Consider the following 16,527-nt stretch of genomic DNA (forward strand, 5'->3'; position numbering starts at 1 on the left):
GCTGTTTTAGAAATGTTACTATTTATCTGAGTTACTTAGGCTCCACACGTACGCAGAAACCAACTGAACTTTGTCTTCACCCAAAATGTCTTTCCACGCAGGCATAACCCCAGAACGACCATTCATAACCGTTTCAGTTACAGCCGCACGGCTACCACCAAATAACCAGTATTGGTCAGTGAGATCGGGTGCGCCTACAGCAGGGTTACCTTTACCATCTGTGCCATGACAAGCAGCACATACAGCAAATTTCATTTTACCTGCTTCAGCTTCCTTAGCATTCACTGAGCGACCAGATAAGCTTAGCGTATAGCTAACGACTTCTTTAACTCCTTGATCACCAAGTGCAGCATGCCAACCCGGCATCTGGCCGATACGACCCTGCATTACAGTAGTAACGATAGCTTGCGGTTCACCGCCGTAGAGCCAAGCACCATCTGTAAGGTTAGGGAAGCCAGTTAAACCACGAGCATCTGAACCGTGACACTGAGAACAGTTTTGTAGGAACAAACGTTGACCTACTTTGATTGCTTCAGGGTCTTGCGCGATGTCTGGAATTGCTTTTAGCTCTTCCGTACCTTCAACAAATGCTAGGCGACGAAATGCTTCGCCAAAATACGCATCCGCATCATCCAACTCTTTTGCATATTGGTTTAGCTGCTTATTTTGCTGAGCACTTTCAATTGCTAATTTAGATTCTTCCAATGAACGAACCGTTTGGTTCGAGCTTTGCCAACCTAAAAAGCCTTTGAAGTTGCCTAGACCAGGGTAAAGCGCTAAGTAAATAGCAGCGAAAACGAACGTACCCACGAAAAGGTAAGTCCACCATTTAGGTAATGGGTTGTTTAATTCACGAATACCATCGTACTCATGCCCCATGTCAGCACCTTCTTCTACGCCCATTTTGTCTTTCAGGCACCAATACAGAAGGGCTGCACAGCCAAGCAAAGTGCCGACCGTGATAATGATTATCCAAAGACTCCAAAATGTCGTCATTACTTGGTCACTCCTTGATCTTTCGTGGGCGTTTGCTCTTCGTCAGCGAAAACAAGGTTGGCGGCTTCATCAAAACGGGCCTTACGACTTTTACCGTAAGCCCACCAAACCACACCTAGAAAGCTAACAAACAGAACTATGGTCCAAATACTGTGAATAGTACCGATATCCATAATTGCCTCCTTACTTCATTGCATGGCCAAGAGACTGTAGGTAAGCGATGATTGCATCCATCTCTGTTTTACCTTCTACGTCTTTCGCCGCATTAGCGATTTGATCATCAGTGTAAGGAACGCCAAATTGATCACGGAATACTTGAAGTTTCTTCTGAGTGTCTTTGCCATCAAGAAGATTTTCTTCAAGCCACGGGAAGCCTGGCATGTTTGACTCTGGCACGAGTTCACGTGGATCAATCAAGTGTACACGGTGCCATTCATCAGAATAACGACCACCAACACGTGCTAGATCAGGACCAGTACGCTTAGAACCCCATAGGAATGGGTGTTCCCAAACACTTTCACCAGCCACAGAGTAGTGACCGTAACGCTCAGTTTCAGAGCGGAAAGGACGAATCATTTGGCTGTGACAAACGTTACAACCTTCACGGATATATACATCACGGCCTTCCATCTCAAGCGCTGTGTAAGGACGTAAGTTCTCTACAGGCTCGGTTGTTTGCTTTTGAAAAATCAACGGAGTGATTTCTACTAAAGCACCCAAACTAATGGCAATCACAATCAGAATCGCAAGTAGACCGACATTGCGTTCAACAATTTCATGGCGATTGTTAGAATTTGAACTCATTCTTAAATCTCCTTATGCCGGTTGCTCAATAGCTTTTAAGCTATGTTTAGGTGCAGTGATTGTCTTGTACGCGTTGTACGCCATTAGGAACATACCGGCTAGGAAAATAAAGCCACCAATGAAACGTACTGTGTAGAATGGGTAAGACGCCTGAACTGACTCTACGAAGCTGTATGTTAGTGTGCCGTCAGAGTTAACTGCACGCCACATCAGACCTTGCATTACACCAGAAATCCACATAGCAACGATGTACAGAACGGTACCAATTGTTGCTAGCCAGAAGTGCGCATTAATCATACCGACTGAGTACATGCGCTCTTGACCAAATAGGCGAGGGATTAAGTGGTATACAGAACCGATAGATACCATAGCAACCCAACCGAGTGCACCAGAGTGAACGTGACCGATCGTCCAATCTGTGTAGTGCGATAGCGCGTTAACCGTCTTAATCGACATCATTGGACCTTCAAAAGTCGACATGCCGTAGAAAGATAGGGATACGATTAGGAAACGCAGGATTGGGTCATAACGAAGCTTATGCCACGCACCGGATAGAGTCATGATACCGTTGATCATGCCACCCCAAGATGGTGCAAATAGTACCAGCGACATTACCATACCCAGTGACTGAGTCCAGTCTGGCAGAGCTGTGTAATGTAGGTGGTGAGGGCCAGCCCAAATATATAGAGATACTAGCGCCCAGAAGTGAACGATAGATAGACGGTAAGAATAAACAGGGCGCTCAGCTTGCTTTGGTACGAAGTAGTACATCATACCGAGGAAACCAGCAGTCAAAAGGAAACCTACCGCATTATGTCCGTACCACCATTGAACCATGGCATCGACGGCACCGGAATAAATCGAATAAGATTTACCAGCACTCACAGGAATCGCCATACTGTTTACGATATGCAGAACGGCTACGGTGATGATGAATGCACCGAAAAACCAGTTCGCCACGTAAATGTGAGACGTGGTACGTTTTATAAGAGTTCCAAAGAACACGATTGCGTAAGATACCCAAACAACTGCGATTGCGATATCAATAGGCCATTCCAATTCTGCATATTCTTTGCCTGAGGTATAACCTAAAGGCAGAGTAATAGCCGCGGCTAAAATAATTGCCTGCCAACCCCAGAAGGTGAAAGGAACGAGAGGGCCACCAAATAAACGCGTCTGACAGGTACGCTGCACAACATAATAAGATGTTGCGAACAGAGCACTGGTACCAAACGCAAAAATAACCGCATTAGTATGCAGTGGACGTAAACGACTGTACGTCAGCCACGGCGTATCAAAGTTTAACTGTGGCCATACTAATTGAGCGGCGATCAAAACACCAACTGCCATACCGACAATACCCCATAGAATCGTTACTAAGGTGAATTGACGAACGACGGTATAGTTATAGTTTTGTTCAAGCTGCTTTTCTTGGCTCATATTTGCATGCTTCCAATTCTAATTACTACACTTTACTTCCAACACGACACATGTCGTAATGCCACCCAAAATTACTTTGAAATACTTGACCCCATTGCTAGGTTAAATAATCTTAGCGATCTTTAATAAAAGTGGCATTTTCAGGGGCAAATAATACTTCAATTAACATTTTAATGACAGGGAAGTAACCTTACTCCTGGTCTGGATTTTGCTATTTATTTTAAAACTTTGAAGTTTGTTACACGGGGAAGACACCAAAATGGCAGCTCAGAAGCTAACAAAAGGACGTTTTGTTCAAATAATCATCATGTTAACACTACTAATTGTGGCGTTTTTATGGCGAACAATTACGTATCAAGATGTAATAACGGTGAATTGTGGGGCACAGAAACAATGTAACTTTAAAGTTAATGAGACCCAGTTCACAGCTAAAATTGAGTCCGAAATGTTATCGATTAGTGCGAGTGATTCTGATTGGTCAATCAAAGGCGCCGACATAATCCAAGAGGAACCTAAGATTTGGCAAATAGGTTTAGAAGAATCAAAACAACTATCACTAATCAATAACTCACAAGAGAAAACTTACACATTAGAGTTATCAACTAAATAGACTTTAGATCTGAACTTAATTTAGTTATGTATTAAGCTCAGATCTTATTAATAATCAGAGTTAATATCGATAGATAGTAAAACTGATTATTAAGTATTTTATGGTAAATCAATTATGTTAAATCACAATGGTGAACCAAGGAATAGAAGGGAATAAATGACACTGTAACCTTGGTGGCTTATATATCATATTTAACATAATATACATAATGCGCACTGAGATAATGCTTTTGCTGGGCTCGAAATCATTAACGCCAATCCGCCACAAACCATTGATATTCCAGACAATCCAAGCCCATTAAACTTTTTTGCAATGCTTTCCCAATGTGCTTTTATCGTTGGATTATCATTGCGGTCAGCGTGACAACCTAGTAAAGCTATCTCTGGTTCAATTCCTGATTTTTCTGCTAAGAAAACAGCTTCTGAATCAGATATATAGCGTGCTCCTTTGCGCATTTCACTGATTCGAGATGGTTGTACATTCAAATCGCGTGCAATTTGTTTGTCTTGTGTGTAGTTCTGCGCCTTTTTGTAGGCATCTAACAGCTGACTTTGGTACATAGTTAATCCTCCTGCTAACTGATTTTAGCTCAAAACTTCCGACTTTTCGTACCTTGCGGTTCCGCTAATTCGTAATTAATGTATTCCGAAATATCGTAATTTATCAGACCGCCTTGCTTGCAGACCTTGACTCTCATGCTTGGTGGTCGCTCAACTCACTGGTCAAGGTGGCGTTATGGTTACAAAGTCGAAACTTCAAAAAATGGCAGTTCAATCTAGCCAGTTTCACATTGGAACTGGATTACGCCTTTGTCCGTTATGCCGTAACGTTTTCATCAAATCTCGATGCTGCGACAAATGTTCTCATAAATTTGACTCTGCCGTCTCCTGTTCATTGTTAAAAAAACCAGGAGATCTGTAATGGATGTGATTTATATCGACAATGAGCCTCGAGTTGGTATCAATGCATACTTTCCTTGGGGACACCATTTCTTTAACAACCAATCTCAGTTCGAAGCTTATATGGCAATCCATTATAGGCATGACGTTTATCAGCTAGTTCTAATCACAGATGAAAACTACCAAGAGCTTTTGTTTAAGGGGGTTTTCCATGCCATCTGAGCAAATTTTTAATGACGAAATTCGCCCGGTAAAAGTCGACCACCTTGCGTTTACATTTAACTATTCTGATTTGCGTCATCTTGATAAATCTGACGACCAAGAATTTATTAACCTCCAAATGCCGGAGTTTAGACACGCTTCAGCAGATACACCAGAAGCTATTGAGCGTGCCGTTACTACCTATCAAAACAAAGTTCGCAAAGTCTTAGCAGACCGCTTCGACTTGTTCATGGAAAAAGTCTTTAAGTTTCGCGTATCTCCGATGCGTGGTCGTGGGCTTCATGGTTACAACGATTCCATGATTATTTGGGATATAACCGGTTCAGTTGAATGTGGTTTGGTCGGCATTGGTGGCAATAACGATACGGTTTTTGTTCAAATTAACGGCACTGGCTGCACGAAATTATTTGAGCACATCTCATCAATTGAATTACATCGTTGGTTATCCGTCTATTTAGGTGTCACTCGCCTCGCCCGCTTGGATCTTGCCGTCGATGACTTTACTGGCAACTTTGACTGCGCGTATGCAGAACGTTGCTTTTATGAAGGAGCTTTTCGGACCGCAGCTCGCGGTCGTGGTCCAACTATGGTTGCGCATAAACGCGTGTCCGAGTTCGGTGAAATATCTGAAGAAGCCACCATTGTCGGCTCTCGAACTTCTACGGTTTACTGGCGTGTTTACAACAAAAAGCTCGAACAAAAAATCACGGACTCTCAAGTGACATGGTATCGCAATGAAGTTGAACTCAAAAAAGTTGATATCGACTATCTAGCTTCACCTGCATCATCTTTTGCTGGCTTGTGTGACTTTGCCGCCAGTATTGAAGTCGCGCCGCCAATCAAGTTTTCAAAACAGAAAAAGGCTCAAGGACTTGAGTTCTTTGGGCGCATTGCTTGGCTTAGGCGCCAATGTGGTGTTGCACTAGCGGAAATCGTTGCCATGACTGAGGGTGATCTCGGTGAAGCTTTTGGCATGTTGATTCCGCATAAACATCGTCGGGATGATTTCGCCTCCATTGGTGTACCCGATTCTTATCAATCCCTTATGAATACAATTATGGAGTCAAGGTAATGGCTATTATCACAGGAATTGTTGTTAAACGTTTCCCTAAGTCGGGACAAGAAATGGCGGAACTCAATGTTCTTCGTCCAGTTGAATCAGTCAGTGTTGAGAAGTTTGAGCAATATGGTCTGGGTCTTAACACCGACATCCCTTTCAACAAACAACCTCTCAAAGTCAGTATCGATTACGCAAAGCTACTCATTGAGACTCGTGCGTTTGTACCGAACTCAGAGTACGAATTGAAGTTTGGTTCGAATCCAGATGATCCACTAGAAGTCTTAGTAACAGAACTAGTGCCCCAAGATGATCAGGTTAAAAAGCACTTTGCCAATTCGTTATCGGTAAAGGGTTAATCGTGGATGCCCTGCATTCATACTTTATCTAAAGGTGCTCTGCGAGGTGAATTATGTACGTTTTAGTTTGTAGAGAGCCTCTAGTAAATAACGCCTGTTTAACAGGCTTTGAAACGGTGTTACTCACTGAGATAACACCTCAATACATGACGCTAGCTCAGTTTCAGGAAATCATCCCTTACACTCTCGTGTTTTGGGCGACCTGCTTTGTTTGGCGTGAACTTCGAAAGCAAAAATAAGGAAATCTATTATGGATATGACTGCTGTTCTTGATGTAGTAACAAATGGTGTAGCTGCTGCGGCTGCTCTTGGCGCTGCTTACTTAGCCTTCTCTGGCGGTATCGCTGTATACAATCGTCTTAAGAGTGCGGCTAAGTAAAGTTGCATTATATATGGGGGCTTTTGCCCCTGTATTTTTTAAGGTGTTGATATGCAAATTACATTCGAATCTTACGCCATTATCACCATGCTGATTGGTTTTTGGTTATTGCATCGCTAATAGTATGAGGTTTGATAATGAAAAACACTTTTCTCATCATTGCTTTCTTACTAGCACTCTATTCTTTCAATTCAAACGCAAATACTATCAATAGAAATGATGCTTATGTCTGTAAAGACGATGTTTCTGGTGAAGTACTAGGTCACGCATCAAGTTATGAAGGGTGTGAAATCTATAAAGAACAAGCTACACATTTTCCATTATGTACGGGGCCTTCTTTTTATCAATTCTCCGATCGCCATTATATTCGTTGTTGGCGTGGTATCGCTAAACCACATTTAATGCGTATAACACGTACGCAACTTGATACTTGCCCTTCGAGTCACGCAATAGACAACGGCGATGGCACCTGTTCTTTTGGTGAACCGCCACCTCCGCCACCTCCTCCTACTTGTCCTGAAGAAGGAACGTTCTATAAGTCTTTGTATGGTCCAGCGTCCTTCAATAATAGAAAATCTTGCTTCCCGAACAACTGTGCTATTGCTTTCCAAACTGAAAGCTCAGTCTATGTGGAAACTGAGTCGGATGGCGTTTGGAAAACCAGTTTAGAATTGTTCTACACCGGTGAATCATGCAGCTACAGTGCAGATAATGCGAGTGTCGTCGAAATGAGTCACGTATTCTCTGTACCTGACAATGTACATCCTACAGGTGACGCACCGCCGGAAAATTATGAGCCGATTTATCAGAACGACACTCCGTCATATAACGGGGGCGACTCAAGTTCAGATCTACCAACTGATAATTCTTCAACGCCTTTACCCAATCCTGAACCGATTGCAAAAGATCCTGACTCAGAACTGACTAAAGCAGAAAATTCAATTGTTGGCGAAGTCAGTATTTCAAATCAGCATTTAGAGAACATCACACATGAGCTCGGGCAAATTCTAGATCAAGATTCCAGTACCAATGGTCACATCATCAGTTACCAGAAACACATGTTAACTGAGCTTAAAAAGTTAAACGAACAATCAACGTCAGGAGGTGGCAGTCAGGTTGGCGGAGATAATTCAGGTACGACTCCATCAGTAGCTAATTACTCTTGTGATTCAACTGCCCCAAATCTGTTTCAATGCGAAGGTGATGTCATCTTGTGTATGCAAGCAAAAATCCAGTATGACAATCATTGCGTTACAGAGCACATCAATAGCTTAGAGTCAGCATTGGCAGACCAATTCAATAATATTGATAACGCCGCGGCGATTGTTCAAGAGGACGTAGTGAATCTAGCTGAATTGGACACACGCTATTTAGACAATGGCATTCAAGTCCAAGGCAGTTGCCCTGCACCAATTGACGCCAGCTACACCAACCCGTTATCAGGTAGAAGCGAGACCTTTTCCATTGATTACACAGCATTTTGCACCCTTATCGAATGGCTTGCTCCAATCATCGTTGCTTTAGGTTGGTTGAGTGGTATTTACGTTATCGGTCGACTACAAGGAGTATATTGATGCCCTATTTCTTAACTTTTTTGGCGACACTCGTTGTGCCAATGATTCCTAGTATTGTTAGAGGTTTAGTGTCTTACACTGCTGTCTCTGTCGGCTTTAGTTTGGTTGCTTATACTGGCTTGAACTTGGCTCTCGATACATTGGTTGATTTTATTCAAAGTAATCTAAATGGATTACCTTCCGACCTCGCCTCTATCGTTGCAATTAGTGGTTTCCCTCAAGCGGTCAATGCGTTTTTAACGTGTCTCGTTTTCTCCTTTACATTGTCAGGTTTATTCCAAACGACTGGCTATCGTCCTTCTTGGCGACGACCTTCCAACCCAACTGGCTTATAGAGGTTTAATATGCTTTATGCATTCTCCGGTGGTATGGGTACTGGAAAAACCTTAAACGCCATCAAGTATATAATTGAAAATGATAACTTTGCCGGTCGTCCAACCTATTATCATGGCATCCGGGTTGTGCTGTTTGACTATAGCGTCTGCGCAAGTTTTCAGGGGTTCCTCTACGGTGAATATTGGATTGAAAACTCAAACAATAAGGCGCTACAGAAAAAACTTGAGCAAATTGATGACGAGGGACGCTTGGCAGAACTCGACGACTTTCCTTATCTTGCTGCAAGATATGCTCAACATGATCCAATGAAGCAATGGCTCAAGTGGTTTAAAAAACTGGCTTCCCCTAAACGTCTCGCTATCTACCAAGAAGCTTTATCGATTCTCGGAAAAGAAGAATGCGATTTAACTTATGATGATATAAAAGAGATGAACCTAACGTGGACACAATTCGATAATCATCTCGAAATTCACGAGCTGCCAGCTGGTTCAGTTATCCTCGCAGATGAAGTTCAAAACCTTTTCCCAATAAGACCTTCTGCCGCCAAAGTTCCGCCTCATGTAGAGTTTGTAGCAACGCACCGACACAGCGGTCAAGATTTGGTGTATATATCGCAAGACTTTAAGGACGTAGACCAATTCATTCGCAGACGAATTCAAAGTTACACCCATATAGAGTTTTTTGGTCGAGACTTCATTAATCGCTATCACCACAACAAACTTTTCAACCCTGAATCGAAATCAGATCTTAAAAAGGTCGGCAGTGAAACCGTTAAGAGAGACAGTAAGTATCATGGTGTCTATCTCAGCTCGGTAAAGCACACTCACAAAGTAAAATTTAATCCTTTGCTGAAAAAATTGGCGTTTAAGCTTTTATTGGCAATGGCCGTCGTGGGTTTTTGTATCTACCTAATCTTGTTCCACACCATGATTGGCAAGTCGTTTATTAGCTATGACAAATCAACTAAAGAAGCTAATTCAACAGAACAAACTCAGGAAGCAAGTTCAGTTGAACACAAGTACACAAAAAGCGGTATTCGATTAGTCCCCGAATCAGATACTGAGTATCTCCGCAACTTTATTCCTCGTACTGATTTTCTACCTTTTAGTGCACCTATCTATGACGGGTTAACGTCGCAAGCTCTCGATTATCCAGAACTTACGTGCGTATCAACGGTCAAGTCTTGCAAGTGCTTCACTCAACAAAAAACAATCTACTCGGTACCGGTTGAATCATGTCGCCACATTGCGCGATATGGATTCTTCGACCCATTCCACTCTCCGGAACGCGAACGTTCACAGTCAAGGAGTGCCGGTAACAGCGAACTACATCAAGGAGGGTTACACCAGTGAAACTATTCTTCCTCACCTTACTCATTTCATTCTCTGCATACAGTCAGAATGTTGCCAACTTGAGTGGTAAAACACTCGATGAGTTCTTTATCGTATCTTCGGAGGTTTTTGAAAAAACGATTATTGTTGATCCAGAGGTCAATGACTCAGTAAAGGTTTATCAAGTCAGTTATGCTGCAAATTTCAGAGATGTATGGTTCAGCGTTATGCGCGCACACAATCTAGTGTATGTAGAGAGTGATAGTGTCATACGTGTACAACCTAAAAACAAACTGAAAGCAGGAAATAGTATCGTCACCAAAACATACAGCCTTTCGCACGTTAAAGCATCCCAGTTACTTGAGCCCTTGCAGACCTCTTTAAAAGTACAATCATCTCTGCTCGATGTTCCCGACATTACAGCGGTTTCAAGTATCATCGCGGATTCGGCTCTAATGGTTACGGCCCCCCAAACAATCCAAACTAACGTTAGGCAACTCATCAAAGAAATCGATCGGCCTCAGCAACAAATAAAAGTTCGCGCTGCGATTGTGGAAACAATGGATGGTAGCCTCCGCGATTTAACTGTAGATATGGCAGCTGGCGCCGGTGCAATACAAGCGGCTTTCGAAGGTTCGATTGCTGGTTTTATGCCGCTCGCACCCAACGCAACTATTCGGTCCGAAGATTTCACGGCATTTGTTCGATTCATAGAGTCCAATGACAAAACTGAGTTATTGAGCCAACCGGAACTTACCATCATGCATGGCAAAGAAGGATTGATATCCGTTGGACAAGAGCTCCCTTTTATCACTGGCAGTTTTACTACTGAAGGCGATTCGAGTGACAAGCCATTCCAAACGATTGAGCGTAAAGATGTGGGCTTATCTCTTTATGTCATGCCCTATATTGGAGCCGATGGAACAATACAACTTAAGATTAGACAAGAGCTAAGTCGAGTAGATAAATCCATTGAAGCAAGTGACATTGTAACCTCTAAAAGACAGCTCGATACTACACTCTCTGTGCGTTCTGGTCAGACTATTGCACTTGGTGGTATGACTTCGACAGACAGTCAGATGGTAAATGTGAAAGTTCCAATTCTTGGCGACATTCCATTCTTAGGTCTGCTCTTTAGTTCGGAATCAGAAAAAACCACTAAGCGTACCTTAAGTGTCGTGCTTTACATCGAGCACGTTTAAGCCCCGCAGGGACAGAATCAAACCAACTATCAACACCGCCGTAGGTTACGCTACGGCATACACAAATATACATTCAGCATGTGCGGAGCCTAGTACACCCTCACCGCGATTCTAGGGTTGCTCACTGAATATACTCAAAGCGATTACGACCAAAGCTTCTCCCTGCAAGAACAAACTACCTCGCATATTACAAATTGCACCTTGGATTTTTGTTTCATGGATACTGAAGCGTTTCGTTCATTGTGTGCGCTCATGCCGGAGGGCTCGCACGGCGGAGCGCAGATGATGGGCTAACGTTAAAACCCCCGTTCTGTATTACGGGGGTAAATTGCTAGTCTTCAGTTATTCTGAGCACAAAACCAACGAACAGCCCCATCATATGTGACGATTGTCATATCTAGCATTTTTCACAATAACGTCCCATTAATTTTTAAGAATACAATCACTCCAACTTTCAATAAGGAGTAACTTATGTATCTTCATACATTAGAAATAAAAGGTTACAAACGCTTAGTTGATGTAAAAGTAGAATTTAATGACGCAACCTTTTTAATTGGTCAAAACAATAGTGGTAAGAGCTCACTATTAAAAGCTGTCGAATACCTACTCCACGGTAAGCAGATTCCTACAGAAGAATTTCATTCAGTAAAAGATGACGAAACGGGCGAATGCTCTATTGCAACTGATAAAGTAGTAATGGAAGCAGAGTTTAGAGATGTATCTCCCGATTCAAACACGTGGCGAGGGTTCGCAGGTAGAACGTTTACTTATGAGGTTCCAGAAGGTTCTGAAGAGTCTGGGATAAATATCATATATCGTAAAGAATGGACTCCTGGTAAAGCTCCCGTACATTATTTGAAATCTTACGTTCGTAATTTGAAAGAAGAATATGTATCTGCCAAAACCATACAAGACCTAATAAGCCTAGGTATCAGTGAAGATTTAGCTATTGAGACGTTTGATTCGAACAAAGGCAATCTAAACGTAGCGAAAAACAAAGATCGAATGGATTCAATAGATGAACTTTGGGACATTACTACAGAAGAAACTTTTTTTAAAAATCCCGGCGGTATTGCTGCCAACGTTTTGACCAAATTACCTAGATACCTTTTAATTCCGGCTGAATCCGGAGAGGATCAACTTTCAAAGCCTTCAGGCACTTTGCAAAAGACTTTGAAAGAATTATTTAAAGATGTTCGAGACAACTCTGTTCATTATGCTCAGGCACAAGTGCACTTAAATAACTTGTCTGCCGAATTAGACCCTACAGATGTTGATTCTGACTTTGGAAAACTCTTAGGTCAGTTGAACAATGTTATGTCCACAGTCTTTCCGGAATCTAAAGTTCACGTCTCTGCTGACTTAAGTAACCCAGATGAAGTTCTAGTACCCAAGTTTGATATTGAGTTGGAAAGTAATGTGAGAACTCCAATTTCAAATCAGGGTACTGGTGTAATTCGCTCTGCAGTTTTTAGTTTATTACGTTTTAGAAAAATTTGGGAAGAACAGCGAACAGCACATAACACTCGTGGTCTTATCATTTGTTTTGAAGAACCCGAGATTTTCCTTCATCCGTCAGCAGCGAATCAAATGCGTTCAACAATTTATGACTTAGTTGGTCGCAATAATCAAATCATCGCATCTACGCATTCTCCGTATATGATTGACTTGTCGCGCAAACCAAAACAGAACTTGATTCGATTTACTAAAAATACTTTAGGTAGTGAGATTACAAACTTTAGTGTATCTGAAGCATTTCAAAATCTTCAAGAAAACGACCAACATTACGTTAAAATGCTACTTAAATTAGATGATTACGTGGCGCGTGCGTTCTTCAGTTCTCGAACAGTTCTTGTTGAAGGTGACACGGAAGATATTGTAATTAGAGAGACAATTTTGCGCTTGCCTCAAGAACAACAAGATTATGTTCGCGCCAACTGCGAAGTTATCAAGGGACGAGGAAAGCCAGTATTGATATCTCTAATCAAATACTTAAAAGCTGTTGGTATTGATCCTGTTGTTATGCATGATTCTGATGAAGGTACTGCGGGTGCAGAATTACACAATCAACATATTAGAAATGCTCTAAGTAATGATAGTAATTTAGTTGTTTTAAATGCGTGTATGGAGGATGCATTAGGATACACGGCACCTAGTGCTGAAAAACCATATCGCGCATACAAAGAAACACTTAAATGGGGTCCTGAACTCACGGATATACCACCTCAATGGCGTGATATATTCACTCGGTTAATGGGAATTTAGTTTTAGCTACATTAAATCCTTTATAGCTCTTGCGTATCGCAAAATTAGCTTTGACGTATGGGCATCATTTGATGCCCCTATTTCTATAAGTGCTATTCCTAGTATTATTTGTTGGGCTGTTACCAACTTGCCAGTCGGTAATTTCATTTTCCCATTAATCATTGCGAAGTTGTTCCATGATTTTAAATGGCTGAGTTCATTTTTTGACGCTTTTCTCATTAACCTTTTACATTCAGGAGGTATTGGTTTCCCTTTATCCCATGCTTCAACCATTTCAATACTCTTGAAACATAACTCGGCGGTTTCTTTTATTGTTAGACCACAATTAACTCGTCTAAAAAGATAATTTTTCGTTATTTCTCGGCAAATTGTCATCAAAACACCTCCTATTTTATAAAATAGATAGCATTAAAATAGTGTACGTTTAATTAGTTCTAATTTTATTTTCGATCGATGTTCTAATTCCATACCTGTAATAAGAATCTGCTCGGATTTTATAAATACAGTAAATGTCAATTTATCTCACTTTGATTACTATCGACTAGTGCATGTTCTTGCACTTAGATGCCAGCATTAAATAGATCCTTCGATGCTGGTTAGCCATTTGCTATATAGCAACATACCGGTCTCTTTTTATTGAGACCGGTTCTTTTATCGCCTTTTTGCTTTGATTGTTTCTATAACTCGCGCAATCCTTAACAACTTCGACAGAATTTTAATATCATTCGGACTTGATACTTCCAGTAGACTTAACCCAGCTAACAACTGTTGTGGTGCAATAAACTGTCCCGTTGGAAGTTGAAGCAGTTCTTTAGTCATGCAGAAGCCATCCCATACTTCAGAGATACCTAGATTCCTGCTCTCATACAGTCTTATTAGTCGTATACATTCTGGAGGAATCGTTACTTTTCCATTATTCCAATCAGTGACGGTTCTCACACTTTTAAAACAAAGTTCAGATACTTCAAGTACTGTTAAACTGGAACCAATTGCTGTAAATATTTGTGTTTTTGAGCTACTATTTCGTAAGGACTTAAATTTAGACACTTTTAAGTCCTTTTCTATTATTTAATTTATAAATATTATTTAACAGTTCGCCACATAATGCGCACTAAAGTATATCGAAATACTATCATTGTTTTGGCACCAAATCGTCGCTTTCTACGCTATAAGTTCGGCTAACTTGCACCGTTCTTCATGTTTCTGCCAATTGCGATATTCTGTGTTTTTAAACGATGCTTTCTCGATACAAATTCAAAACTGTACGTTTAGATTGTTATCAGCTTCAATTCATCTCACGTTTTTCATCTTATACTTACCCAACGTTGATATTGGCTAGTTACTAAAACTCTTCATCGTTTGTAGCCATAACAGTTTTGTTTACTTTCAAATTTGTTTTGATGATCTCAACTTGCCGCTGTGGCATCTGTCTGGATTGTTTATCGATGACCGTCTTTATCGCAGCACTGTCTGCTAATAAGTCTTTGGAATTAAAATTTAAGTCGCTTAGCTGTGTGATTTGTCGATGCTAAACGCTAGCCAGACTTCTAGCTTCTTACGCAATCAAAATAGATTTTCGTGGTCTCAACGACAACCAAACCTTTGGCTATTTTTCCTATCTACACCAATTGCTTTTGGTTCAATTGAATCACAACGAAATCTCTGACTTGCTTGGTTCGTTACCGATGAATGCAAAATAGTTTGTTTTAAATCGTACGACCACGTGGCATTTCTCAACTTAGAGAAAGTGTTACGACGTCACGCAATGGTATTCGAGGAGATAAAATACATACCCGACTATCTCACCGGAATTATCTATAACGCCTAGAGGCATCAATGCGGTGCATTCCATGACTCTAAGACGTACACAAAATCCTTTCGCTAAGACTAGCGGGTTGTTAACGGAACAGTCACTTAACAGTATCAACGTACAAACGATTCTGCGTATTGTATTGATTGCAATGGCATTAGACATTGTTACCCTGTAACCACGGCAATCCCTATACCGTCAGTGCTGGGAAATTATTCGCCTATTGATGTTTGGGTTTGCGATTAAAACGGCAGATACAAAAAATCGCGCCCTCATTTAACATAACTATGTTATGTATAAGCTGCGCGATGATGCTTGATTAGAACCGTCCTACTTGAAGTTGCAGCGGACTCACAAACCTCATCACATAGAGCATCTATGCTCAGAGGCTTTGTTCCTTTGTCGCCTACCTGCATCTCCAAGTTGTTTTGGTATAGGATGTTTGTTTAGCCTGCTTTCTTACCCGATTTAGAGGTAAAGCCTTGGTGTGGGAAAACATTTCGGATGCGTTGTTGCACTTTTTTTGGAACCTGCTTGGAGAATACTAACTTAGGACCAGTGCGCTGTTGGTATACTTTCAACTCGCCATCAAAAGGATTTCTCTCACCAATTTCTTGTACATTATGGTGAAACTTATTGGGAAAATGTCCTTTTACTTTCTCGATGTGCCCTTGCTTAAAAGTCACCTTTAAGACTGGTCTATCAACCGCTACCAACCAAAAGATCACTAATGCCGCGATAATAATGACATATAGCATCTGCTCTTCCTTAATCAGCCAATAACTTACTCAAATCTTCCTTTAAACTAGACACAGTCTTAGATGCTTTCTCGCTTCGAGATGCTTCTGATAGCAAATATTCAATTGCATCAGATAAGGTGCAACCTAACTCACCCGCGCGGTACGAAAGCTTTTCCCATACACGATAATCAAGGTCGATAGATTTCTTCTTAGTGTGTATCTGTTCGGCATTAAAGTGACGCTTACGCTTAGCACGAATTGCTTGCTTGAGTTTGTTATCTAACTCAAGCGCCATGTTTTCTTCAATCCACTCGAGCACTCGATTTGGCTCATGTTCAAGCTTAAGAAGTCCCTCTACTGCGACTTTGTCTTCGCTGCTATCAATATGGCGAGTGATCTTTTCACCCTCTTTCCACTTCTTGATAAGGTACTTCCACTTCCAACCACATTCTAAGTTTTCAAGTTGTTGATATTTCATTTTATATGACCCGTTAGCATTCTGG

The 16,527-nt window shown here is 41.3% G+C and carries 20 protein-coding genes; 11 read left to right on the forward strand and 9 right to left on the reverse strand.

The annotated features are described in order from the left end of the window. Positions 1-18: 18 nt before the first annotated feature. From ccoP to ccoN, 4 genes are read right to left on the reverse strand one after another with little or no spacing between them, the layout of a single operon-like run. Positions 19-996: a cytochrome-c oxidase, cbb3-type subunit III gene (ccoP, locus tag IRQ95_RS00105; protein ID WP_194434997.1), complete on the reverse strand. Its 978-nt coding sequence runs from the start codon at positions 994-996 to the stop codon at positions 19-21. Continuing rightward, complete coding sequence (locus IRQ95_RS00110) at positions 996-1,169, reverse strand: cbb3-type cytochrome oxidase subunit 3 (protein WP_194434998.1); 174 nt, start codon at positions 1,167-1,169, stop codon at positions 996-998. Before IRQ95_RS00110 ends, ccoP begins: the two co-directional genes overlap by 1 nt. Positions 1,170-1,179: 10 nt before the next feature. After that, positions 1,180-1,800: a cytochrome-c oxidase, cbb3-type subunit II gene (ccoO, locus tag IRQ95_RS00115; RefSeq protein ID WP_194434999.1), complete on the reverse strand. Its 621-nt coding sequence runs from the start codon at positions 1,798-1,800 to the stop codon at positions 1,180-1,182. Between the two features lie 12 nt (positions 1,801-1,812). After that, a complete protein-coding gene (ccoN, locus tag IRQ95_RS00120; protein WP_194435000.1) occupies positions 1,813-3,240 on the reverse strand; it encodes a cytochrome-c oxidase, cbb3-type subunit I in 1,428 nt (475 codons plus the stop codon). Positions 3,241-3,499: 259 nt separating this feature from the next. Here ccoN and IRQ95_RS00125 point away from each other — a divergent pair, with 259 nt between their 5' ends. Next, complete coding sequence (locus IRQ95_RS00125; protein ID WP_194435468.1) at positions 3,500-3,850, forward strand: hypothetical protein; 351 nt, start codon at positions 3,500-3,502, stop codon at positions 3,848-3,850. 191 nt (positions 3,851-4,041) lie between these two features. On the opposite strand, the gene IRQ95_RS00130 is transcribed toward IRQ95_RS00125, so the two are convergent. Continuing rightward, positions 4,042-4,410, reverse strand: a complete 369-nt coding sequence (locus tag IRQ95_RS00130) for a DUF3693 domain-containing protein (RefSeq protein ID WP_194435001.1) — start codon at positions 4,408-4,410, stop codon at positions 4,042-4,044. A 360-nt stretch (positions 4,411-4,770) separates the two neighbouring features. On the opposite strand from IRQ95_RS00130, the gene IRQ95_RS00135 reads away from it, so the two are divergent. From IRQ95_RS00135 to IRQ95_RS00170, 9 genes are all read left to right on the forward strand, one after another. Beyond that, the gene (locus IRQ95_RS00135) at positions 4,771-4,971 is read left to right on the forward strand and encodes a hypothetical protein (protein WP_194435002.1); all 201 of its coding nucleotides are present in this window, start codon (positions 4,771-4,773) and stop codon (positions 4,969-4,971) included. Beyond that, complete coding sequence (locus IRQ95_RS00140; protein WP_194435003.1) at positions 4,961-6,043, forward strand: replication initiation factor domain-containing protein; 1,083 nt, start codon at positions 4,961-4,963, stop codon at positions 6,041-6,043. The genes IRQ95_RS00135 and IRQ95_RS00140 overlap by 11 nt, the downstream gene beginning before the upstream one ends. Next, a complete protein-coding gene (locus IRQ95_RS00145) occupies positions 6,043-6,387 on the forward strand; it encodes a DUF1293 domain-containing protein (protein ID WP_194435004.1) in 345 nt (114 codons plus the stop codon). Before IRQ95_RS00140 ends, IRQ95_RS00145 begins: the two co-directional genes overlap by 1 nt. Before the next feature lie 250 nt (positions 6,388-6,637). Next, on the forward strand, positions 6,638-6,766 hold the full coding sequence (locus IRQ95_RS22265; protein ID WP_267254413.1) for a hypothetical protein: 129 nt from the start codon (positions 6,638-6,640) through the stop codon (positions 6,764-6,766). A 137-nt stretch (positions 6,767-6,903) separates the two neighbouring features. Next, positions 6,904-8,340, forward strand: a complete 1,437-nt coding sequence (locus IRQ95_RS00150) for a virulence factor TspB C-terminal domain-related protein (RefSeq protein ID WP_194435005.1) — start codon at positions 6,904-6,906, stop codon at positions 8,338-8,340. Next, positions 8,340-8,675, forward strand: a complete 336-nt coding sequence (locus IRQ95_RS00155) for a DUF2523 domain-containing protein (protein ID WP_194435006.1) — start codon at positions 8,340-8,342, stop codon at positions 8,673-8,675. Before IRQ95_RS00150 ends, IRQ95_RS00155 begins: the two co-directional genes overlap by 1 nt. 9 nt (positions 8,676-8,684) lie before the next feature. Further along, on the forward strand, positions 8,685-10,028 hold the full coding sequence (locus IRQ95_RS00160; protein WP_194435007.1) for a zonular occludens toxin domain-containing protein: 1,344 nt from the start codon (positions 8,685-8,687) through the stop codon (positions 10,026-10,028). Next, a complete protein-coding gene (locus tag IRQ95_RS22370) occupies positions 10,025-11,209 on the forward strand; it encodes a secretin N-terminal domain-containing protein (protein ID WP_194435008.1) in 1,185 nt (394 codons plus the stop codon). The genes IRQ95_RS00160 and IRQ95_RS22370 overlap by 4 nt, the downstream gene beginning before the upstream one ends. Before the next feature lie 471 nt (positions 11,210-11,680). After that, complete coding sequence (locus IRQ95_RS00170; protein WP_194435009.1) at positions 11,681-13,474, forward strand: ATP-dependent nuclease; 1,794 nt, start codon at positions 11,681-11,683, stop codon at positions 13,472-13,474. Positions 13,475-13,480: 6 nt separating this feature from the next. Here the strand turns inward: IRQ95_RS00170 and IRQ95_RS00175 are convergent, their stop codons facing one another. After that, complete coding sequence (locus tag IRQ95_RS00175; RefSeq protein WP_194435010.1) at positions 13,481-13,849, reverse strand: regulator; 369 nt, start codon at positions 13,847-13,849, stop codon at positions 13,481-13,483. Positions 13,850-14,125: 276 nt separating this feature from the next. After that, complete coding sequence (locus tag IRQ95_RS00180; RefSeq protein WP_348541567.1) at positions 14,126-14,521, reverse strand: regulator; 396 nt, start codon at positions 14,519-14,521, stop codon at positions 14,126-14,128. An 803-nt stretch (positions 14,522-15,324) separates the two neighbouring features. On the opposite strand from IRQ95_RS00180, the gene IRQ95_RS00185 reads away from it, so the two are divergent. Then, positions 15,325-15,462 (forward strand): hypothetical protein, encoded by a 138-nt coding sequence (locus tag IRQ95_RS00185; RefSeq protein WP_194435011.1) that lies wholly within the window; start codon positions 15,325-15,327, stop codon positions 15,460-15,462. 268 nt (positions 15,463-15,730) lie between these two features. Here the strand turns inward: IRQ95_RS00185 and IRQ95_RS00190 are convergent, their stop codons facing one another. Both IRQ95_RS00190 and matP read right to left on the reverse strand, forming a co-directional pair. Next, a complete protein-coding gene (locus IRQ95_RS00190) occupies positions 15,731-16,042 on the reverse strand; it encodes a DUF3634 family protein (protein ID WP_075651939.1) in 312 nt (103 codons plus the stop codon). A gap of 10 nt (positions 16,043-16,052) precedes the next feature. Continuing rightward, complete coding sequence (matP, locus tag IRQ95_RS00195; protein ID WP_194435012.1) at positions 16,053-16,502, reverse strand: macrodomain Ter protein MatP; 450 nt, start codon at positions 16,500-16,502, stop codon at positions 16,053-16,055. Positions 16,503-16,527: the final 25 nt, after the last annotated feature.

It is taken from the genome of Vibrio fluminensis (genome assembly GCF_015278125.1).
In the GTDB taxonomy this organism is placed as follows: domain Bacteria; phylum Pseudomonadota; class Gammaproteobacteria; order Enterobacterales; family Vibrionaceae; genus Vibrio; species Vibrio fluminensis.